Genomic DNA, 20,875 nt, shown 5'->3' on the forward strand with positions numbered 1-20,875 from the left:
TGCTTAGCCTTATGCTTTTGAACAATTGCCTATGCCTTATGACAGTAGTATGAGCCAAATCCCACAACAGCAAAAAAAAGAAGATGGAACAATTTCTTCCATCTTCTTGTTTAAACAATTTGTCATTAATAAATTCTATGCTTTAATCGATGCACTCGATCTCCTAATTAAAAAGCCGGCGCATTAGAAAAAGGATCGAAAGCCTAATTTATAAGCCGCATTTTAGCTGTGCATTACAGTTTGTGCATGTATTGCATCCGCCGATTTCTTTGACTTTTCCTTTACGGCATACCGGGCATGTATTGCCAACTTCTGAACCGATCGTTACATCTGTTGAACGCAGATCACTGATGGTATCAACCAGTACCACATGCTGCTTTGTTTTCTCTTTCTTAACCGTTTCGGCATCGTCAAAGCTATTTTCTTCCGCTTTCAGTGTCAATACTTGTGAATCGCGTGATCCGTCAACATAGACAGTTCCGCCCTTGGCACCTCCGCGGTAAAGTCGTTCATATACTTTTTCTACCTGTTCAACACTATAGCCCTTCGGTGCATTTACCGTCTTGCTTATCGAGCTGTCAATCCAGCGCTGAATCACACATTGTACATCTGCATGTGCTTCAGGGGCCAAATCCATCGCTGCCACAAACCATTCAGGCAGATTATTTGGATCAGCATCCGGATTGCGGTCCAAATACTCTTGAACGATATCAGCTTTCACTTCAATAAACTTGCCTAAGCGGCCGCTTCTGTAGTAAGAGAATGAGAAGTAAGGCTCAAGGCCAGTAGAGACTCCAACCATGGTACCTGTGGATCCAGTTGGAGCAACTGTTAATAGATGGGAATTTCGGATCCCGTTTTCTAAAATGGATTCACGAATATCTTCAGGCATTTTCTGCATAAAGCCTGTTTCTGTAAAAGCTCTTCGCAATCGATTTGTCTCTTCTGCATTCTCTCCTGTAAAGAAAGGGAAGCTTCCTTTTTCCTTCGCAAGCTCAACAGAGGCTCTGTATGCTGTCGTTGCAATCGTTTCAAACACCTTATCAATCAGTTCATTTCCTTCTTCTGAACCGTACTCAGTTTCACAATAGATCAGCAAGTCATGAAGTCCCATAACGCCAAGTCCAACACGGCGCTCACCCAATGCCTGCTTTTTGTTCTCTTCAAGAAAATACGGTGTTGCATCTATTACATTATCCTGCATGCGAATGCCCACTTCAACAGTACGCTTAAGCTTATCAAAGTTTACTGTTTTATTTTCCTTGTCTGCCATTTCTGCCAGGTTTACTGCTGCAAGGTTACAGACAGAATATGGTGCGAGAGGCTGTTCCCCACATGGGTTAGTTGCTACAACCTTTTGTCCATAAGCCTGTGCATTTGTCATGTCATTAGCATTATCGATAAAGAAAATCCCAGGCTCTGCTGAGTATGTTGCACAGATATTAATCAGGTTCCAAAGTTCTTTCGCTTTAATTTTGCGGTGAACGCGAACTTTATAGCCAAGCTTTTCCCATTCTCTGACGTCGCCGACATTGTGCCATTCTTCATTATAAACCTTCATCATCTCGGCATCGTAAGATTCTACATCTGGGAAACGAAGCTCATACTCTGCATCATTTTCAACTGCATTCATAAATTCTTTTGTCAGGCAAACTGAAATGTTTGCGCCTGTCAGAAATTCAGAATTATGGACATTGTAAGTTCCGCCAGTTGCCAGCTTTTCTTCTGCATCTTTAATGATTTTCTCGCTGAATCCGCCGAAGCCTGGAATGCTCATGTAATTCACAATTCCCTGGTACATGGCGATTTCCTGTTCAGTGAATGGAGTAAAATTTAATTTTTCTTTTGCATATTTTTTAATTGTTTCATCGTTTGTATTTTCAAGAAGGAATTTTAGGATTCTCGGATTTTGCATTTTCGAGATGATGAACTCGATAATGTCAGGATGCCAGTCAGATAGCATAATCATCTGGGCACCCCTGCGTGACCCTCCCTGCTCTACAAGATGCGTCAGTTTCGCTATATCATCCAGCCAGGAAACCGAGCCGGAAGATTTTCCGTTGACCCCTTTCGCCAGTGTGTTGCGAGGTCTTAGCGTAGAACCGTTTGTTCCAACTCCGCCTCCTCGGCTCATGATTTCCATTACCTGTTTGCGGTGTTCAGAGATTCCTTCGCGGGAATCCTGTACAAAAGGCATTACATAGCAATTGAAATACGTTACATCTGTGTCTGCACCTGCTCCGTATAAAACACGGCCTGCTGGAATAAAGTTAAGGTTCTTTAATTCCTGATAGAATTTTTCAAACCATTCTTTTCTCTTTTCTTCTGTCTTTTCTACGGATGCAAGGCCTTGGGCATTACGCTTGGCAATTTGCTCGTAATAGATTTCAAGCGGTTTTTCGATAACATCCAGCGGCTTTGTAATGATTCCTGTCTTTGCTTCTTCGGGATCATTGAGGACTCCTCTGTAATCTTCTTCAATTAAAACTTTTGCTGTTTTGTTTTCCCAGTCAATATCCAGGATAAAGCCGAGACCGCGTGCAGGGAATTTCGGATCTTCTTTGATAGTGAGGACAACGAAATCACCGTTTGTCAGAGTAACTTTCTCAGTATCTTTGAAAGTGTATCTGTCAAGCATGACTAAACGTGAAACACCTTTGTGGGTCATTTTCATATCCGGGGTTACAGGGTGAACCTGAGGGAATATACGGATGTCCTTGTTTAAACGATCAATGTTCAATTTCATTTTTTGTCCTAGCGCAACAGACATTGTTACAACTCCTTCGATTTAAATTCTTGCAATAATTCTTTATGTTGTGTAATCACTTTTATAGATAGTTCAACTCTAGCTGTGTTTCAAGATTACCCTAAAGTTACCATACCTCAAACCCCAAAATCAACATATAGTGTTTAAATTATTTTCGACACCACTACATATTGTGGTTGAAGTGAAGTGGATTTGTTTTTGTCAAACTTAAAAAATACTAGATTTTAAAGAAAACAAGAGGGAATGACAGGTTTAAGACAAATAACGATAAATTTTCATAAATTTCGAGACTTGCACTTTTTGTATATTTAAATTGGCAAAATATTCATTATAAAAGAAAAAAGCGACAGGGCCGCTTTTATCTCTTATAATTCCAATCATCATTTTCATACCGCTCTTTAGCAATTTTTTCAACGTAATCCATTTCTTCAGCTGTCAGCTCATATGGTTCCAGTTCAATATTCAGGCCTTCTTCAAAACCTTTTTTGAATGCTTTCTTAGCTTGGGCTAGCGTAATTTTTTCAGTTGTCAGTTCATTCATGGCAACAGCTTTATTTTTAAACGCTTTCTGCATCCTCTCTTTTACTCTTTCGTTAGGATACTTAAATAAGCTAAAAAGCTTGTCTTCATCCAAATCAAGCAAAATGGAGCCATGCTGCAGGATTACCCCTTTTTGCCTCGTTTGGGCACTTCCAGCTACCTTTCGCCCCTCTACAACAAGCTCATACCAGCTCGGGGCATCAAAACAAACAGCGGAGCGCGGATTTTTTAGAGAATCCCTTTCCTCAGCTGTTTTAGGAACAGCAAAATAAGCCTCCATTTCAAGGGCATGAAAACCTTTCAGTATTCCTTCTGAAATGACTCTGTAAGCCTCTGTTACCGTCTTCGGCATATTAGAGTGCGCTTCAGGAACAATTACACTGTATGTAAGTTCATGTTCATGCAGAACACCCCTGCCTCCTGTAGGCCGGCGTACAAATCCCAAGCCATGCTTCTTTACAGCCTCCATATCTATTTCTTTCTCAACCTTTTGGAAGTAACCGATTGAAAGGGTAGCAGGATTCCAGCCATAAAATCGAATGACCGGAGGCATTTTGCCCTCACTGTTCCAATCGAGAAGGGCTTCATCCAAAGCCATATTAAAAGAGGGAGATCCCTCTCCTGAATCAATAAAACGCCAAACTTCTTTAGTCATATGTAACCCTCATTTTCAGATTCTTTAACCACTTACATGCGGTTAATAGTCTACCAAAATTCATGCAAAATTCAAAGCAAGTTGAATTTCCAAAATAAATTTAACAGATTCCCTTTACTCCCATAACGAATGGCTTATATAATAAAGTTGGCTTAGCTAAGTGTGAAAGGAGAAAGACATATTGGAAACACTTTATTTCATTCTGATCATTTTAGGTGCAATTATTACCTATTCTGTCGTTACCTGGCTTTATCAGCGCAGGATTGTTAAAACGCTTACTGAAAACCAGTTTCGTGAAGGTTATAGAAAAGCACAATTAATTGATGTCCGTGAACCTAATGAATTTGAAAACGGCCACATCCTAGGTGCGCGAAATATCCCGCTTTCACAAATGAAGATGCGCATGAAAGAACTGCGTTCGGACAAGCCTGTCTATATATATTGCCAGAGCGGGATGAGAAGTGCGAGGGCTGCCCAGTTTTTGCATCGAAGAGGCTATAAAGACCTTTCACACCTGCAGGGCGGATTTAAAAAATGGTCCGGCAAAGTGAAAGCGAAAAAATAATAGCAATATTTTAGGCCCTTCCACTCTTGGCAGGGTCTCTTGATTATTTAGAATCAAAAAAACTGCTGCAAAGGTCCTTTTTCCTTCATATTAGACATCTATTCCCTCATTTTTCTGCTTATTTCCCCAATTTTTTCTATTCCCGAGTTTTTCGCGTTCATTCCCCAAATCCCCTACTTTAATCCCGAATCTTTTAATTTCTTCCCATAATTCATAATAAAGCGTTTAAGACACAAAAAAGAGTGCCCATTAGGACACTCTTTTACATATTATTGCCTTTGATAGCAAAGCACAGGCTTGCGTGCTGCCATTGTTTCGTCAAGGCGGCCGATTACTGTTGTATGAGGAGCTTCCTGCACGATTTCAGGGTTTTCCTCGGCTTCTTTTGCAATTTGGATCATGGCATCAACGAAGGCATCCAATGTTTCCTTTGATTCTGTCTCAGTCGGTTCGATCATGATACACTCTTCTACATTTAGCGGGAAGTAGATGGTTGGCGGATGATAGCCAAAGTCAAGAAGACGTTTGGCAATATCGAGTGTACGGACACCCAGCTTCTTCTGGCGCTTTCCGCTCAAGACGAATTCATGCTTGCAATGTCTGTCAAATGGAAGGTCAAAGAATGGTGCAAGCCTTCTCATCATATAGTTTGCATTCAATACGGCATACTCTGTTACAGCCTTAAGTCCATCTGGGCCCATTGTGCGGATATATGTGTATGCACGCACATTGATACCAAAGTTTCCGTAATAAGGCTTCACACGGCCGATTGATTGCGGACGGTCATAATCAAATTCATACTGATCACCTTTTTTAACTAACACAGGCTTTGGAAGGTATGGAATAAGATCTTCTTTAACACCTACAGGACCGGATCCCGGTCCGCCTCCGCCATGCGGGCCTGTAAAGGTCTTATGAAGGTTAAGGTGAACGACGTCAAATCCCATATCTCCAGGTCGCGCTTTTGATAGTACAGCATTCAGATTCGCACCGTCATAGTAAAGCTTACCTCCAGCACCGTGGACAATCTCAGCCATTTCAAGGATATTTTCTTCAAATAGGCCCAATGTATTCGGGTTTGTGAGCATAAGGGCAGCCGTATCTTCGCCAACCACTCTTCTAAGATCATCTATATCTACTAATCCATTTTCATTCGATTTAACTGTTACTGTTTCGAAGCCTGCAACCGTTGCAGACGCTGGGTTTGTTCCATGGGCAGAGTCAGGAACAATGACTTTCGTACGCTTAGTATCGCCATTTGCTTCATGGTAAGCACGGATCATCATTAATCCAGTCCACTCTCCGTGAGCACCTGCAGCCGGCTGCAGCGTTACTTCATCCATCCCCGTAATTTCAATTAAATGCTCCTGCAAATCATACAATAATTCCAATGCACCTTGGACAGAACTTTCATCCTGAAGAGGGTGGATATGAGCAAAACCGTTAAAGCGGGCAACATTCTCATTGATCTTAGGGTTGTACTTCATCGTACATGATCCTAATGGATAGAATCCGGAATCAACTCCATGGTTACGTTTAGAGAGAGCCGTATAGTGGCGCATGATATCAAGCTCGGATACTTCCGGCAGCTCAGGCTCTTTTTCTCTTAAGTAGCCTTCAGGAAGAAGCTCGCTTAAATCTGTTTCAGGAACATCCATTTCAGGCAGACTATAACCGATACGGCCTTTCGTGCTTAATTCAAAGATGAGTGGCTGATCTTCCTTATGCATGGTAATCCCCCATTTCTTTAACAAATGCATCTATTTCTTCTTTTGTTCTTAACTCGGTTACAACAACAAGCATATGGTTTTCCAGATCAGCAAAATCTCTGCCCAAGTCATATCCGCCAATAATGTCTTTTTCAAGAAGGTTCTGGTTAACTTCTTTCACCGGCTTATTCAGCTTGATGACAAACTCATTGAAAGAAGGGCCTTCAAATGCAATTTCAAAACCATTTGCCTTAAATTGCTGTTTGGCATAATGGGCCTTTTGCACATTGGAAATGGCCATTTCCTTAACGCCTTTTTTTCCAAGAGCGGTCATGGCAACTGAGGCTGCAAGAGCATTTAATGCCTGATTGGAACAAATATTGGATGTTGCTTTATCACGGCGGATATGCTGTTCACGGGCTTGAAGCGTCAGAACAAAACCGCGGCGGCCCTGATCATCTACTGTTTGGCCAACTAGGCGGCCAGGCACTTTTCTCATCAATTTCGATGTTACAGCAAAATACCCGCAATGCGGACCGCCAAAAGCTGTCGGAATTCCGAAAGGCTGTGCATCTCCTACAACAATGTCTGCACCAAATTTCCCAGGAGGCGTTAAGGCACCTAGGGACAGCGGATTGCTTGAGACAACAAACATGGATTTATGAGCATGGACGATTTCTTCAAGCTCTTTTAAAGGTTCCACCCTTCCGAAAAAGTTAGGGTACTGGACAATTACAGCTGCTATATCATCGCCAATCATTTCTTTCAAAGCTTCAAGATCTGTTACACCATCTTTTTGAGATATTTCCACTACCTCGATGTATTGGCCCTTCGCGTAAGTTTTAACAACTTCCTTGGATTCAGGATGAACCGCACTTGAGACCAGGACTTTCTTACGGCGTGTGCTCCCAGCACTAAGCATTGCAGCTTCAGCAAGAGCTGTTCCGCCATCATACATGGAGGAATTGGCTACATCCATTCCCGTTAATTCACAGATCATCGTCTGGAATTCAAAGATCGCCTGAAGTTCCCCCTGTGAGATTTCAGGCTGATATGGGGTGTAGGCAGTATAAAATTCTGAACGGGACAATACATGATCAACAATGACAGGCATGTAATGATCATATACTCCTGCTCCAAGGAAAGATGTATTTGAACGCAGATCGGCATTTTTCTGAGCCATTCGAGTAAGCTCTTTCATTAGGGCTGTTTCAGATTTCGCCGGCTTAATTTTATATTCGCCTTTAAACCTTACGTTTTCAGGAATATCACTGAAGAGTTCTTCAACAGAATTAACCCCGATTGTTTCCAGCATTGATTTCTGATCAGACTCTGTCATCGGTAAATAGCGATGTTTCATCGTTTTCTCCCCCCGCTTAATTTTTTTCTTTTTTATAGAAAGGTGTTGCTGCAATACTAGCTTTTAAACGTTTGCCGCGGATTTCCACTTCCACTTCTGCACCAAGCTCAGCATGTTCTTTTTTAAGCAGTGCAAGGCCAATATTTTTCTTTAATGTTGGAGATTGGGTGCCTGTCGTCACTTCCCCGATAAGCTCTTCTCCTTTATAAACAGGGTAGCCATGACGCGGAATTCCACGGTCAATCATTTCAATGCCTACCAGTTTTCGAGGTACGCCATTTTCCTTTTGCTGCTTCAGCACTTCTTTGCCAATAAAATCAGCTTCTTTATTCACTTTGACAGCAAACCCGACTCCTGCTTCAAGCGGTGAAATATCAGGGGATAATTCCTGGCCATATAGAGCAAGATTTGCTTCAAATCGAAGTGTATCCCTGGAGCCAAGACCGCATGGAAGTACACCATCTTCTTTGCCGGCTTCAAGAATTCCCTTCCACAATGCCACTGCATCCTTGGCATCACAATATACTTCAAAGCCATCTTCTCCCGTATAGCCTGTTCTGGAAACAAGGGCATTCTTGCCGTTCAGCTCAACATTCTGCTGGAATTTGAAGAAGCCGATTTCCGCCAGGTCTATGCTTTTAGCAAGTTTTTGAAGCACCTTTTCTGCAAGCGGACCCTGAAGGGCAAGCTGTGCCATATCTTCAGATAGATTTTTTAATTCTACATTGCCTTTAACATGATCTTGAAGCCAGTTGAAGTCCTTTTCAATATTGGATGCATTTACAACCAGCAGGTAATGGTCATCTTCTATTTTATAGACAAGTAAATCATCAACAGTTCCGCCATTTTCATAACACATGGCTGTGTATTGAGCACCTGAGCTCTTTAATTTTGAAACATCATTTGTCATCATTTTTTGAAGGTAAGCAAGGCTGTCTGTCCCTTTCACTTCGATTTCCCCCATATGGGATACATCAAAAAGGCCAGCTTTCGTACGGACTGCTTCATGTTCTTCTTTGATGCTTGAAAAATGTACAGGAAGGTCCCAGCCTCCAAAATCGATGGTTTTTGCTCCATAATCTTTGTACACCTCATATAAAGGTGTGCGTTTTAACTGTGACATTTACTCGTCCCCCTTATATTCTTTTTAATTGGTCTAGGAACATAAAAAAGGACAGAGTTCTCCTCGTTTTTGAGAAGATCTCTGTCCTTGCACCTGAAAGTTTACCGAAACCGGCTTTCCCCTTGGGTGGCTCCACTAGTGAGCACTCTCCAGAGCTGCGTCAAACAAGAGTTCTTTTGCCTGAGAGATTCACAGGTTTTGCTTGCTCCTTCGGCGCTACAAATGTAGTCTCTCCCCTTGTAATCATTCGCATTTATAAAATTTTCCAAGTTGGTCATACTTATACCAAACAGAAAATAGTGACTCCATTATTTCGGTTAACTAAATGTAATGTGTTAACTTTCTAAACTTTCAAAGCTATTATCATCCTACCACCTAAACCCGGTTTGGGCAATATCTTTATATAGATAAAAGGAGCTGTTTTTATGACGGTGCATATTGACTTTGATTCTTCCTGGCAGGATGAATTTTTAAAGAGAATAGAAGATGATGGTCCCTGGGGAAATTGGGAGCTTTATAAATTGGCTCTTGAGGTGGAAAATCATACAATCATTCCTGAGTTTGAAGGTCTGCAGGCTCCAAAACACCTGCCTAATCTTACTCCGCTCCCCCATCAGCTTGAAGTAGCCAAACAGGTGGTTGAAAGCATGAACGGAAAAGCTATCCTGGCTGATGAGGTTGGTCTTGGAAAGACTATTGAGGCAGGATTAATATTAAAAGAATATATGATCAGAGGCTTGGTAAAGAAAGTTCTGATTCTAGTGCCGGCTTCTCTTGTATCTCAATGGGCCATGGAGCTGAACAGCAAATTTTTCATTCCTGCTGTCGCCCAGCGGAAAAGTTATGTTTGGGAGCAATGTGACGTTGTCGTTTCATCCATTGATACCGCCAAACGCAATCCCCATCGCGACATTATCTACAGCCTGGATTACGACTTAATCATTATTGATGAAGCTCACAAGCTTAAAAATAATAAAACAAAAAACTATGAGTTTGTGCAAAATTTAAAAAAGAAATTTTGCCTATTGCTGACGGCAACCCCTATCCAAAACCGGATCAGTGAGATATTCAATCTGGTGTCTCTGCTTAAACCTGGACATCTTGGCAATGAGACAGCTTTTTATGAAAGCTATAAAAAAGATTCGCGCTCATTGAATGGTGACGAACATTTAAAGGAGCTCGTCAATAAAGTGATGATTCGGAACCGCAGGGCAGACACAGGAATTGAGTGGACCAAAAGACATGTGGATACAATTCCAATTGAATTTTCACAGGCTGAGCGGGAGTTATATGAAGCTGTAACTGAATTGCGTGGAGAAGGCGATTGGGTGAGTTCCAGCCAGTTTTCAGTGATGACTCTGCAGAGGGAAGCCTGCAGCAGCAGGGAAGCTGTTTACTTTACCCTGCAGAACATGCTCAAGAGAAAGGAAGAGCCTTCTCAAGCTTTCAAGGAGCAAATCCAATACCTTGTTTCAAAGGTAGAAGCCGTTCAGCAAAATTCAAAAGCACAAAAAGCGCTTGAGTTAATTCAAAAAATAAATGATAAAGTTATTATTTTTACAGAATACCGCGCAACCCAAATGTATCTGCAATGGTTTTTAAAACAGCATAGCATCACCTCTGTTCCTTTTAGAGGCGGATTTAAACGCGGCAAGAAAGATTGGATGAGAGAGCTTTTCCAAAAGAATGCACAGGTTCTCATAGCAACAGAAGCAGGCGGGGAGGGAATAAACCTCCAATTTTGCAATCATATCATTAATTTTGACCTACCATGGAACCCAATGCGACTCGAGCAAAGGATCGGCCGTATCCATCGTCTCGGCCAGGAAAAGGATGTCATGATTTATAATTTCGCCACGAAAGATACAGTCGAAGAGCATGTTTTAAAACTCCTATATGAAAAAATTCACCTTTTTGAGAAAGTGATTGGGGATTTAGATGATATTTTAACAAGGCTTGAATTTGGCAGCATTGACGATCACCTGGTGGACATTTTCGGAAAATCTTCATCAGAAGGCGAAATGAGAATTAAAATGGAAAATTTAACAAGTATGATTCAATTTGCAGAGGATATGAAAGAGGGTGGACTGAATGCAGCAACAGGAAATTCATAAGTTTCTTGAGAGATATTTTCACGCAAATGGATGCGAAATTGTCGATAAAGGCTCTGGATATATGACAGTCCAGCTTACAATTGAACTGGACAAGGAGCTCATGAACCGGCCATTTTATTGGCATTATCTTGAGAAGACAGGCGGCATCCCCAACCCTATGCAGCTGACTCTTATTACCAATCAGCAAGCAGCGCCTGACCATATTAAAGGAGAAGTCATTCATTTCGGCTCCCCTCGCCTGCATCAGATATTCGAGTCGGCCCGAAATCTTGCTGGATATATCAGACTTTACGAGAATCACTCTAGTCCTCGCGGCCAGCAAACGCCATTGAGGCCTTGGCTGGGAATGAATGTCCGCATTTCATACCAATGCGACCGGAAAAGGGATGTTTTCAAATCGATTGGCCTGCAATTAATCAACGGGCAAATGGTGGAAGACTTCCATGACAAGCTCCTTGGAATGAATTTAACACCTAAGATTCCTGATTATTCATTTACACTGTCTCCGCTTATTATGCCGAAAAGCGGAGTATCAAGAGTAGCGAATATATTAAAGATGGGGATTGAGCAAGAAGAGCACACGTGGGCTGATGATGCCCGTATGCGCTGGCAAAAAGATCTTAATTTGCTGGAGCATTTTTATGAGGATGCTGAAGAGAAAGGCGAAAGCTATGAAACGGAAAAAACTGCCCTTAAAGAGCAGTATGAACCTAAAATAAATATTTCCATTATAAATGGCGGCCTCTTTTATCTCACTGATAGCGCTGTCTAATAGAAGGCAAAAAACCGGTGTTCTCTGCCGGTTTTTTGCTATTTATGCTTTTTATTTCTCAGCCCAAAGTAAAAAATGTAAGGAAGGACGCCAAACCACCTGAATAAAAAAGGCCCTTTCAAGTCTTTTTTCTCCATCCGGTGCCTTTTTCTTTCATCCTTAGGCTGATCAATGTATTTAACTACTGTCTGTGTAATATATTTTATATATTCATTCGATTTCATCTAGACACACCTGCCTTTTTCCGCTGGGTCCTCAATGTGTATGATGACCTTTCTTTTACAAGTATGTCCAGGCGAAATTAATCTAAACATTTAATAATTTCTTTAATAATGTCTGTGTTTTCCTTATTTGTCGTATCGATCATCACGTTCGCTGCCTCTCTGTATAAAGGCATTCGATCATTATAAAGCTCATGGATAAGCGTCATCTTATCGCCTTCCAACAATGGCCTGGATCGGTCATTTTCCAGCCGCTTAAATATTTCCTCAGGCGTTGCATATAGAAAAAACACATTCCCATTTTCTTTTAGGGCTTCCCTGTTTTCAGACTTAACCACAATCCCGCCCCCTGTTGTAATAATTGCATCCCTTTCACTTAGGTCTCGCAGCATCTTTGTTTCGAGCCTTCTGAAATATTCTTCGCCTTGTTCGGCAAAAATGTCATTAATGCTCTTATTCTCCTGTTTAACGATTTCCTCATCCGTATCAATTACTTCCTTATTCAAAAAAGCTGCCAGTTCCCTGCCTATCGTGGTCTTTCCTGCACCCATGAAGCCGATTAAGTAAATTGATTTCATTTTATTTCCCCAATCAGTTTTTTTCAATCCATTTTATCACTTTTTTCAAATCGGTGTCATAGTAAGCATAAGCAGTGATTACGGAATTAGAGCCGATCTTCGCTTTAAAAGTGATTTGATATAAAGTTGTCGCCAGAGGCGATGTACTGTATGAAACATGCCCATGTTTGTAATAATAGGACCCAGAAATATCATATTCTTTCTGCTTGTTTAAGACGTTTTCTGTTTTCTTGACTGAGCTTAACAAGTAATATTCCTGCTTCAAGATTGTTTCTGCTTCACCGAACAGTCTTTTTTCAGAAAGATATTGTTCAAGTTGAATTGTCAGCAAAAATAAAACAGCAAGAATGATAATAAAAGTAAGGGGATAGACAAAACCATTTTCGTTACGGCACATCTGAAATGTCCCAATCCGCATAGTGATAAAGGGAAGCGGAATATTCCTCCCCAAATATATCTTTCACAACCATTTTCAAACCTCCGTTTATTCTAGTAAAAGAGACAGAATCAATCTTCTGCAAAACAACTTCATGGCCTTTCAAATCCACTCGCCTGCGTAAATTAGAACCATATTTTTCATAGGAAACATTCTGCCCTGCGACTTTCAATGTGACTCTGCTTTCGAAAACTTCAGCGTCATCAGCAAGCCTGACTTCTTTTTTCATCTGATTGATAAACACAGCCCACTCAAGTCGCTGGGTTCTCTCATCCAAACCCCAATCATGGAAGAGAAAGCGGAAACTTAGCGGCAAAAAAGATGCTAGGATTAAAAAGATTGAAAAAGCAAAAAGCATCTCAAGCATGGTAAAACCTTTGTTATTGAAGAACATCACATTTTTCTTTGGCTTTATGAAGAACATCTTCATACCTTACACAAACCTCCGTCATTCCTGAGCCTTCTTTTATTATCAGCTGATATTCAGATTTATTTATCTCCACATTTTTAGCCGTAGAGATGGGTTCGCTGACCACAGATTGCTGTAGGGTTTCATAGAGAAGCTGCGTGCTTTCAAAATCCTGTTTTATCTCTAAAGAGTGCATAATTGCACCTAAAATAAGGGGAAAAAAGACCCCCGCTACAATCAGCCAGGCTGATAATGAAAGCAGCAGTTCAGCCATAAAGAAACCATCATTCCTTCGCCACATAAAATCTCCCCTGCCCAATTAAAAAAGTAATCTGATACCGCTCCTCCCCAGCACTGATATAGAAGCTGCCGAATTTATTCGTATTACCCCCTGGCCCGTACTGAAAATACAAAGGCATTGTTCCTTTCTTGACCTCAAATATTTTCGAGTATTCGCGGATAACAACCGGACGGGAACCTATCTTTGTATGTGCGCTATACATTTGCTGGTCTGGTGCAAATTGGACAATCACTTCTGTCTGATGGGTAATGGCATACTGTTGGGCAAATAAAAGGTCAGCTTTTAATTGTGTAAAGAACATCTGTTTTTCAAAGTAGATGAAATGAGGTTTGATCAAAACAGCTGTAATAGTGGCAATGATGAGGAATATGCTGAGGACAAAAAGGGATTCAAGAAGGGTAAAGCCTTTTTGGTTTTTTATCATGATTCTAGCGATTCTGTTATTGGATTAACAGCAGAAGCTGCAAGATCTACTTTTCCGTCTCTAATCTTAATTTCATCCCCATTCGGACATGAGGTGGCATCAGAATTAAGGTATTCCTCTTCAACTAACTGCTGTATAGTGGTCGGATGCTCTTTTTTATCAATTTCATAAGCCTGCACCTGTGCTTGGACCATTTGCATAAAAGCCTCACAGCCCTTGCTGTTAATTTTCGAATTATGCTTGGTCACATTAGGTATCGTTATGATTAAAAGCACCGAAATAACCAGCAGTACAATCATCATTTCGATTAGCGTAAACCCTTTTTCATTCTTGATTTTTTTTATTTTCATTAAAATCCCTCCAATAGATGAAACATGGGCAGCAATACTGCCAAATACATAGAAACTATTAAAAAGCCAATAAACAAGTACAAAAGCGGCTGAATCACTTTGAGGAGTTTCTCTGTTTTTTCCTCAAGCAGGCTAAGGCAATGCCGGCTAAAAAAGATTAACTCCTGATCAAGCCGTCCATTTTTCTGGCCATGCCGGATGATGTTCGGTAATTCTTTTTCAAAAAATGGAAAATCCCTTAAAATGTCTTCCAGCTTATCTCCCTTGCGCAAATGAATCTTAATGACTTGTCCTATTCCTTTGTAGAATGGCTGTTTATCATTTTGTTCAAATAAACTTAAAGATTCATAAACAGAGAGTCCGCCGGATAATAGGTAGCTAAGCTGGACAGCAAAAAAATGAGTATAATACAAACGAAAATAAGGGCCAGCTATAGGGATTCCGACAATTTTCCGCTTCTGGTCAAGATGTGACTGCTGTCGAAACCTGAAAATATAGTAAACCAGGAGAACCATGATAATCAAAAAAATTACCATGATAAAGATAGGGAGAATGTCACCAAAAAGGTAAACCATTCTTGTAAAGAAGTTAGGCTGCAGTTTCATGGAAACAAATAATGAAGAAAAACGGGGCAATAATATATGATCCACAAAGAGAAAAAGCAAAGAAGTAATCATCATCAGGAAGAGAGGGTACGCCATCATCTTTTTCAGCTTTTCTGCATCTCTCCCTCTTTTTAAAATCATTTCACTCCCTTCAAGGAAGGCGGAAGCCAGACCTCCATGCTGCTCTGCAAAAAACACATATCCTATTAGGCTTTTATTAAAATTCATGTTAGAAAGAATTTGATAAAATGGGTAGCCCTCTTTCAACTCGGAAAGGCATCGGGCTATCTCTTGTTTTCTCTTGCTGGGGAGCTGGTGCACCAGAGATTCCAGTGCTTCCGAAAGAGGATATCCCCTAGACAGCAATTCTCCGGTTTTTTTCAAAAAGCAGCCTTGTTCCTGGATTGTCCATTTAGATTGATTCATGGTCATGTACCCACCTGCTGTATTCCGATTCCTTAATATAGCCAAGTGCAATTCCCTTTGTGATAACTTCTTTTAAAGTTCGGTATTTAACATCGCACATCTCTCCCCTCGCTTCTTTTATCGAAGCATTCAGGGCACGCCCAGCCAGGAGTTCAAATACACTTGCCCTTTTCCACCTCCCATACCCGTAACAATATGGCGAACATTCCCCCTTGCAGTATGGACAATTCAGTTCAACCAGCCGCTGGGCAGTAACGGCTACAAGCGTCTGCTCAATCTCCAGCATATTAACCCCAAACTCTGCCAATCGGTACACAGCCCCTTTCGCATCTCTTGTATGCATAGTACTCAATACAAGGTGGCCTGTCAGAGCAGCCCTTACAGCGATCTTCGCAGTTTCTGCATCTCGGATTTCTCCAACCATAATGATATCTGGGTCATGACGCAAGATTGCCTTTAAACCAGCAGCATACGATACACCTGCTTTCTCATTTACTTGAACTTGAAGCACCATGTCATTTTCTTTTTCGATTGGATCTTCGAGTGTAATTACATTTCTATGAAACATGTGGGAGGTTTCATTTAATAAGGAATATAAAGTTGTCGTTTTACCGCTGCCTGTCGGTCCGGTGAATATAATTAGACCATGAGCGTGTTTTAGCAGCGCCAGCATTTTTCTGGTCATATTTGGAAATAGACTGATTTGAAAGAAAGGAATTTGTTCCTGCTGGGGGAGGATTCGAATTACAAGGCTTTCATTGTGGGTGGATGGGAGAGTGGAAAAACGCAGTCCTATCAATTGCCCATCGACTTCAAGAGAATATGCTCCGCTTTGCGGCCGCCTCTTTTCTCCAATATCCATTGATGCCGAAAACTTAAAATGGGATATGAGCCTGTCACATTCTTCTTTGGGAAGATAAAGTCTCGGGATCAGTTTGCTGCCAAACCTTAATTGGATGAGCGTGTCTTTCTTGCGAGGAGTAATATGAATGTCTGAGGCATGGCTCCTAACGGCATCTTTAATGATCCGCTCTGCCATTCTTTCTATTGTGCTCAATAATTTTAACACCACCTTTTTTTAGTTAAGGATAAAATTCGGCAATTTTTTCGGTTTTCCTGCATATTGCTGCAAAAAAATTTGACGAATTTGTGAATAAAAATGATCATGCTTACTAAAAATATTTACCGTAACAAGCAGAAAACCAAATATTTGCTCGATGGGCTATAGCCAAGCGGTAAGGCAACGGACTTTGACTCCGTCATGCGTAGGTTCGAATCCTGCTAGCCCAGTTATTTTGCTGAGAGGGAGCCGATTTTGCTCCCTCTTTTTTATTTCGTCTGCATTCGCTTCTCTTTTCTGCTCATACATTGAAGGCATCGGCATCTCTTTTCTGCAGTTGGCTCATCTCTTTCAACTCACAATGATTTATTCATTACAAGTAATATATATTATATGTATAATAATTGCACAGTTATAAACTATATTCGCTAAAACATTAAATGTGAACATTTTCTAAACTTATAGTGATTACAGTGTTAACCTGCTTCGCCTGTATTATAATGGGAGAAAGTGAACAGCCAAACACAAATCAGGATTTTAGCTGATATTAGCGAGAGCTTCCGTTAATGCCCTTTATGAATTGACAAATCTTTAAAAATAGGGAAGCTTCTTTCAAGACAGCATTAAAAATACCTTTTGGGGTGACAATAAAATGGAACAGACATTAAAAATTACAAATGTGTTATCCGATCCAACCCGCTATTATATTTATCAATACATTACAAAAAGGCATCAAGATGTTACGGTTCAGGAAATCGCAGATAACTTCAGCATCCATCCCAACGTTGCAAGACTGCATTTGTCTAAGCTGGAAGATGTAAATATGCTCGTTTCTCAAACAAAAAAGACTGGCAAGGGCGGAAGGCCAAGCCGGCTTTATCGTTTATCTGATGATGTAGTCCAGCTGCATTTTCCTTATAGGGATTATCAGCTTCTTGCCAAAATTGCAATGGAAACCATGCTCGAATTAGGAGAAGAAGGCAGAAAGGCCCTATATGCTACAGGCAAAAAGTTTGGCAGTGAGTTGATCGACCAGGAGCTCAAAAGATTTTCCGGCTGTGAAGAACTTACCTTTGACCAGAAATTAAATATTTTAAAACATGCTGCCAACATGTCCGGCTTTCACCCGGAATTTGACACAAACGAAGAAAAAACGAAAGTTTATTTCCAAATTTACAACTGTCCATTCAAAGAGATAGCTACCAAACATGCAGAATCAGTCTGCACTATGCATTTCGAATTTTTACAGGGAATGTTTGAAAGTCTGTTTGATTCCATTCAGCTTGTGGAAAAACAAAATATGCTGACAGGCTGCGACGCATGCTCCTACCAGGCAATTGTTGGAAATTAAATGGCGATCTGGACATAAATGCCGGGAAAATGTAAGCAAATCATAGCATGGGCTTGCTTTTCCCAGCTCTTTTCAACACTATTTAGAAACCATTATTTACTTTTCACAAGCATTTACTTTATAATATTGTAGTGATGGACTTGTAAGGGTAAAAGGAGGGATACATATGGATCGTATGTACAGAGTATTAGGATTCTGGACGGGAATTTTCGCCGTCATGCTTTATCTAGGCGACATGTATACAACGTCCCTAATTTTCTTCGGTCAAACAGGATTTTTCCTGCTTTTAAGCTACTTAAAGCTTTCCGAACGTATGTATATTTATGTTTTTGGAGCGTACTTAACAGTTTTCTTCGTAGGCTTCACTTACTGGTCAACTTTTATGATGACACCAGGCGCGGGCGGCCACTAATAGCTCACGTACAATAAGCATCAATACAAAATACAAAATAAAAAAGCGATGAATTTTCATCGCTTTTTTATTTTGCATTCATTCTTTTATATTGTAGGGCGATATGAAATGCCGAACTGATTCCGGAAGGCATAATAAGGCTTCTGATTGCCCTGTTTCTTTTACTTTTCTCTGAAAATGGATTAGGGTCATTATGGCTTTCTAAATCTTCCAGTATACCTGCAGAAAGCAAGAACTCATCCTGCCTCATTTTAAAAACGTATTGCAGGCCATGTTTCTCACCTATTCGGATTAATGAGTCAAAATGGATATGGCTGGTAATGTCCATTTCCCCCGGACGCTCCAGAATATTATTGAATTGCATATGCCTGTAGTATCCTCTGAGGCTTCCATCTCTTCTGGCTGGCTCTCCCCACTCTTCATTGGTATATCCATAATCCACTGTTAACACCATGCCTTGGTCCAGTGTATCAGCTATATCTTTGATCATTGGTTCCATATTCAGGGGAATTTCAATTCTTTGCCTGCCGCTTAACACTAAGCCGCTCTCTTCAAGATATAACTTAATAGCCTTATCTTTTAAAGGCACAGCAATTTCTGTCAGCTGTCCCTCATTAATAGTTACCATTATCTCAGACAATCCTTCCCTCGTCTTTTCAATCACATGTACAGGAAGGGCATCAAATAATTCATTTAAGAAAATCATTCCTTTAAACGGGGATATTTTATTCAAGCTTTCAATTTGCCTAATATTTTCAGAAAATGAAATCTGCTCCCTCTGGAGCTGGCGGTGATAAGGGCTTGTTTCTAAAATGTAATAATGCAGCTTATCGCTTGATATCAAGTTCCACTCTTCAATAAACGCCTTCGCAAAGCGGCCGTTCCCCCCCCCTATTTCACAGACCTGATATGGAAGACGATGGTTTAAGGCTTCCTTGTAGAACCATTTTGCCACGGTCCTTCCATAAATATCTGAAATATTGCTTGAAGTGATAAAATCTCCTTCAGGGCCGATTTTCGTTTTATTTTTCTTATAGTATCCATATTCGGGATGGTAAAGGGCCTGCTCCATATACTCTGCATAGCTAATCATTTTTAAGGGAGCATTCTTTATATAATCAATTAAAAAATCCAGCATACTCACTCCTTTTTCCCTGTGGTAATATGTAAAAAATATACTGCTGTTAAAGTCTAAGTTTTATCCTCTTTCCACTATTGACATAGTGTTTTCGGTATTATATTGTTAAAGCAGTAGCTTACTATATTCCCTCCCATTATATGAATAAAACATCCCCTTAGAAAAGCCCTTCTCACTTTCGAGAAGGGCTTTTCTATATATTTTTTAATTTATTTTTCCTCCCTTGATTTCCGCAAAAAAACAGGTGTTTCAAACTTTCGTAGCAGGCAGTGTTTCAGGTATTTGAATAAGCATGAAATAGCCAAATATTCTTTTGAGGAATCCCTCACATCTTCTTAAAAGCCATTTAGAAATGGATTCGAGTCCATCTCCTGGCCAATGGTCGTAGGAGGTCCATGTCCAGGCAGTACAATCGTTTCTTCAGGCAAAGCAAGAAGCTTGCTGTGGATGCTATCCAGAAGCTGCTGATGGTTCCCGCCCGGCAAGTCAGTACGGCCAATGCTGCCATTAAATAAGGCATCACCTGCAAATGCCAGCTCTGCTTCTCTAAAATAAAGAGAGATGCTCCCTGGAGAGTGTCCTGGTGTTTCAAAAACCGAAAATGTAAATTCACCGATGCTCAACTCTTGTTCCGCTGTTATAATATGATCGGCAGGCTTGGCTTTTATCAGCTTGCCGATCCTGAAAAGATGCGATCCGTTCAAAGCTGGATCTGTAAGCCAGGATGCCTCTTTTTCATGTATGTATACAGGGATGCTGAATTCCCCTCTAATATCGTCTACCGCCCCAATATGGTCAAAGTGGGCATGTGTTAGAATTACAGCAAGAGGCTTTAACCCCTTTTGTCTGATAAAACTGCTTAGCTTCGTGCTTTCTTCACCTGGATCAAAAATTAAGCATGCTTTATTTTCATTCGATAGTACATAACAGTTCGTTTGCAACGGGCCTATCGGAATTTGATTCCATTCCATCCTGCCACCTCCGTTTGATGAATGAGTTCCCTTTTATTCTACACTAACATAGATATAAAATTAAATGGAATGATTATACCTTTGATAAAGGAGAAAAAAAATGAAAGTTTTTGGAGTAGAAGCAAACCATATTATTGAAGAATTACCGGAGTTCATTGAATTCATAAAAAATGAAACCCGCTTGTCCGAATTGCAAAAAAACATTTTTTTATTCGAGAAAAAAGAGGATGCCCAATTTGCCCAAAGCGCTCTAATGGATGCTGCGTTATTTGAAGATTTTTCATTGCTTTATTACATAATAAATGGAGAAAAGGGAGAAACTTTTGATGACTTCGGGATAGAATCTAAAAGCGGATTCTATTTGTTCTCAGAACTGCTTTGCGCCTTCGTGATCTCTGGCGGAGTAAAAGAAAATATTCAAATGGCCAAATATCAGTTCCAGGAACATTTAGTTTTTACAGGAAAGGAAGACAATGTAAAGCCTATGTATTTTGCAGAACTTCACCTAAAGGAATTGATTATTGGCATAGCAAATGCATATGACATACAAGTGTCATTTTTAGACCTCGACAAATAGAAAAAAAAAAT

General features: G+C 40.5%; 22 protein-coding genes, 1 tRNA gene and 1 riboswitch. Of the genes, 7 read left to right on the top strand and 16 right to left on the bottom strand.

Annotated features, from left to right (window positions below; all coding sequences use genetic code 11):
* Positions 1 to 208: 208 nt before the first annotated feature.
* Positions 209 to 2,770: a vitamin B12-dependent ribonucleotide reductase gene (locus NCCP133_RS01505; RefSeq protein WP_264803197.1), complete on the bottom strand. Its 2,562-nt coding sequence runs from the start codon at positions 2,768 to 2,770 to the stop codon at positions 209 to 211.
* 355 nt (positions 2,771 to 3,125) lie between these two features.
* Positions 3,126 to 3,962 carry a lipoate--protein ligase family protein gene (locus tag NCCP133_RS01510; RefSeq protein ID WP_264803198.1) on the bottom strand — a complete coding sequence of 279 codons (837 nt, stop codon included), beginning with the start codon at positions 3,960 to 3,962 and terminating at the stop codon, positions 3,126 to 3,128.
* Between the two features lie 181 nt (positions 3,963 to 4,143).
* On the opposite strand from NCCP133_RS01510, the gene NCCP133_RS01515 reads away from it, so the two are divergent.
* A complete protein-coding gene (locus NCCP133_RS01515) occupies positions 4,144 to 4,527 on the top strand; it encodes a rhodanese-like domain-containing protein (protein WP_264803199.1) in 384 nt (127 codons plus the stop codon).
* A gap of 269 nt (positions 4,528 to 4,796) precedes the next feature.
* Here the strand turns inward: NCCP133_RS01515 and gcvPB are convergent, their stop codons facing one another.
* Genes gcvPB through gcvT form a run of 3 tightly spaced genes read right to left on the bottom strand, consistent with a single transcriptional unit; the run spans position 4,797 to position 8,719 of the window.
* Complete coding sequence (gene gcvPB / locus NCCP133_RS01520) at positions 4,797 to 6,257, bottom strand: aminomethyl-transferring glycine dehydrogenase subunit GcvPB (RefSeq protein WP_264803200.1); 1,461 nt, start codon at positions 6,255 to 6,257, stop codon at positions 4,797 to 4,799.
* On the bottom strand, positions 6,250 to 7,596 hold the full coding sequence (gcvPA, locus tag NCCP133_RS01525; protein WP_264803201.1) for an aminomethyl-transferring glycine dehydrogenase subunit GcvPA: 1,347 nt from the start codon (positions 7,594 to 7,596) through the stop codon (positions 6,250 to 6,252). The genes gcvPB and gcvPA overlap by 8 nt, the downstream gene beginning before the upstream one ends.
* A 16-nt stretch (positions 7,597 to 7,612) precedes the next feature.
* Positions 7,613 to 8,719 carry a glycine cleavage system aminomethyltransferase GcvT gene (gene gcvT / locus NCCP133_RS01530; RefSeq protein ID WP_264803202.1) on the bottom strand — a complete coding sequence of 369 codons (1,107 nt, stop codon included), beginning with the start codon at positions 8,717 to 8,719 and terminating at the stop codon, positions 7,613 to 7,615.
* A 158-nt stretch (positions 8,720 to 8,877) separates the two neighbouring features.
* Positions 8,878 to 8,966, bottom strand: a riboswitch (glycine riboswitch).
* A gap of 178 nt (positions 8,967 to 9,144) precedes the next feature.
* On the opposite strand from gcvT, the gene NCCP133_RS01535 reads away from it, so the two are divergent.
* Both NCCP133_RS01535 and NCCP133_RS01540 read left to right on the top strand, forming a co-directional pair.
* Positions 9,145 to 10,833, top strand: coding sequence for a DEAD/DEAH box helicase (locus tag NCCP133_RS01535; RefSeq protein WP_264803203.1), 1,689 nt, complete (start codon positions 9,145 to 9,147; stop codon positions 10,831 to 10,833).
* Positions 10,811 to 11,605 carry a YqhG family protein gene (locus NCCP133_RS01540; RefSeq protein WP_264803204.1) on the top strand — a complete coding sequence of 265 codons (795 nt, stop codon included), beginning with the start codon at positions 10,811 to 10,813 and terminating at the stop codon, positions 11,603 to 11,605. The genes NCCP133_RS01535 and NCCP133_RS01540 overlap by 23 nt, the downstream gene beginning before the upstream one ends.
* A gap of 38 nt (positions 11,606 to 11,643) precedes the next feature.
* Here NCCP133_RS01540 and NCCP133_RS01545 read toward each other — a convergent pair whose 3' ends face one another.
* The 9 genes from NCCP133_RS01545 to comGA all read right to left on the bottom strand — a co-directional run bounded on the left by NCCP133_RS01545 (position 11,644) and on the right by comGA (position 16,412).
* Positions 11,644 to 11,829: a YqzE family protein gene (locus NCCP133_RS01545; protein ID WP_264803205.1), complete on the bottom strand. Its 186-nt coding sequence runs from the start codon at positions 11,827 to 11,829 to the stop codon at positions 11,644 to 11,646.
* 77 nt (positions 11,830 to 11,906) lie between these two features.
* A complete protein-coding gene (locus NCCP133_RS01550; RefSeq protein WP_264803206.1) occupies positions 11,907 to 12,404 on the bottom strand; it encodes a shikimate kinase in 498 nt (165 codons plus the stop codon).
* Between the two features lie 13 nt (positions 12,405 to 12,417).
* Positions 12,418 to 12,801, bottom strand: a complete 384-nt coding sequence (gene comGG, locus NCCP133_RS01555; RefSeq protein ID WP_264803207.1) for a competence type IV pilus minor pilin ComGG — start codon at positions 12,799 to 12,801, stop codon at positions 12,418 to 12,420.
* A complete protein-coding gene (gene comGF / locus NCCP133_RS01560; RefSeq protein ID WP_264803208.1) occupies positions 12,791 to 13,270 on the bottom strand; it encodes a competence type IV pilus minor pilin ComGF in 480 nt (159 codons plus the stop codon). Before comGF ends, comGG begins: the two co-directional genes overlap by 11 nt.
* A complete protein-coding gene (locus NCCP133_RS01565; protein WP_264803209.1) occupies positions 13,221 to 13,550 on the bottom strand; it encodes a phosphatase in 330 nt (109 codons plus the stop codon). Before NCCP133_RS01565 ends, comGF begins: the two co-directional genes overlap by 50 nt.
* On the bottom strand, positions 13,534 to 13,974 hold the full coding sequence (gene comGD, locus NCCP133_RS01570) for a competence type IV pilus minor pilin ComGD (protein WP_264803210.1): 441 nt from the start codon (positions 13,972 to 13,974) through the stop codon (positions 13,534 to 13,536). Before comGD ends, NCCP133_RS01565 begins: the two co-directional genes overlap by 17 nt.
* On the bottom strand, positions 13,971 to 14,324 hold the full coding sequence (gene comGC, locus NCCP133_RS01575; protein ID WP_264803211.1) for a competence type IV pilus major pilin ComGC: 354 nt from the start codon (positions 14,322 to 14,324) through the stop codon (positions 13,971 to 13,973). The genes comGD and comGC overlap by 4 nt, the downstream gene beginning before the upstream one ends.
* Positions 14,324 to 15,361 (bottom strand): competence type IV pilus assembly protein ComGB, encoded by a 1,038-nt coding sequence (gene comGB, locus NCCP133_RS01580; protein ID WP_309298025.1) that lies wholly within the window; start codon positions 15,359 to 15,361, stop codon positions 14,324 to 14,326. Before comGB ends, comGC begins: the two co-directional genes overlap by 1 nt.
* Positions 15,342 to 16,412: a competence type IV pilus ATPase ComGA gene (gene comGA, locus NCCP133_RS01585; RefSeq protein ID WP_264803212.1), complete on the bottom strand. Its 1,071-nt coding sequence runs from the start codon at positions 16,410 to 16,412 to the stop codon at positions 15,342 to 15,344. Before comGA ends, comGB begins: the two co-directional genes overlap by 20 nt.
* Positions 16,413 to 16,573: 161 nt before the next feature.
* Here comGA and NCCP133_RS01590 point away from each other — a divergent pair.
* The 3 genes from NCCP133_RS01590 to NCCP133_RS01600 all read left to right on the top strand — a co-directional run bounded on the left by NCCP133_RS01590 (position 16,574) and on the right by NCCP133_RS01600 (position 18,178).
* Positions 16,574 to 16,645 (top strand) — tRNA-Gln (locus NCCP133_RS01590).
* 422 nt (positions 16,646 to 17,067) lie between these two features.
* Positions 17,068 to 17,766: a helix-turn-helix transcriptional regulator gene (locus tag NCCP133_RS01595; RefSeq protein WP_264803213.1), complete on the top strand. Its 699-nt coding sequence runs from the start codon at positions 17,068 to 17,070 to the stop codon at positions 17,764 to 17,766.
* 166 nt (positions 17,767 to 17,932) lie between these two features.
* On the top strand, positions 17,933 to 18,178 hold the full coding sequence (locus NCCP133_RS01600; RefSeq protein ID WP_264803214.1) for a DUF2626 domain-containing protein: 246 nt from the start codon (positions 17,933 to 17,935) through the stop codon (positions 18,176 to 18,178).
* Positions 18,179 to 18,245: 67 nt separating this feature from the next.
* Here NCCP133_RS01600 and NCCP133_RS01605 read toward each other — a convergent pair whose 3' ends face one another.
* Together NCCP133_RS01605 and NCCP133_RS01610 are read right to left on the bottom strand one after the other, a co-directional pair.
* Positions 18,246 to 19,316 carry a class I SAM-dependent methyltransferase gene (locus NCCP133_RS01605; RefSeq protein ID WP_264803215.1) on the bottom strand — a complete coding sequence of 357 codons (1,071 nt, stop codon included), beginning with the start codon at positions 19,314 to 19,316 and terminating at the stop codon, positions 18,246 to 18,248.
* 335 nt (positions 19,317 to 19,651) lie between these two features.
* Positions 19,652 to 20,287 (bottom strand): MBL fold metallo-hydrolase, encoded by a 636-nt coding sequence (locus NCCP133_RS01610; RefSeq protein WP_264803216.1) that lies wholly within the window; start codon positions 20,285 to 20,287, stop codon positions 19,652 to 19,654.
* Positions 20,288 to 20,387: 100 nt separating this feature from the next.
* Here NCCP133_RS01610 and NCCP133_RS01615 point away from each other — a divergent pair, with 100 nt between their 5' ends.
* Positions 20,388 to 20,864, top strand: a complete 477-nt coding sequence (locus NCCP133_RS01615) for a hypothetical protein (RefSeq protein ID WP_264803217.1) — start codon at positions 20,388 to 20,390, stop codon at positions 20,862 to 20,864.
* The last annotated feature ends 11 nt before the right edge of the window (positions 20,865 to 20,875 follow it).

It is taken from the genome of Cytobacillus sp. NCCP-133 (assembly GCF_026011715.1).
Lineage (GTDB): Bacteria > Bacillota > Bacilli > Bacillales > Cytobacillaceae > Cytobacillus.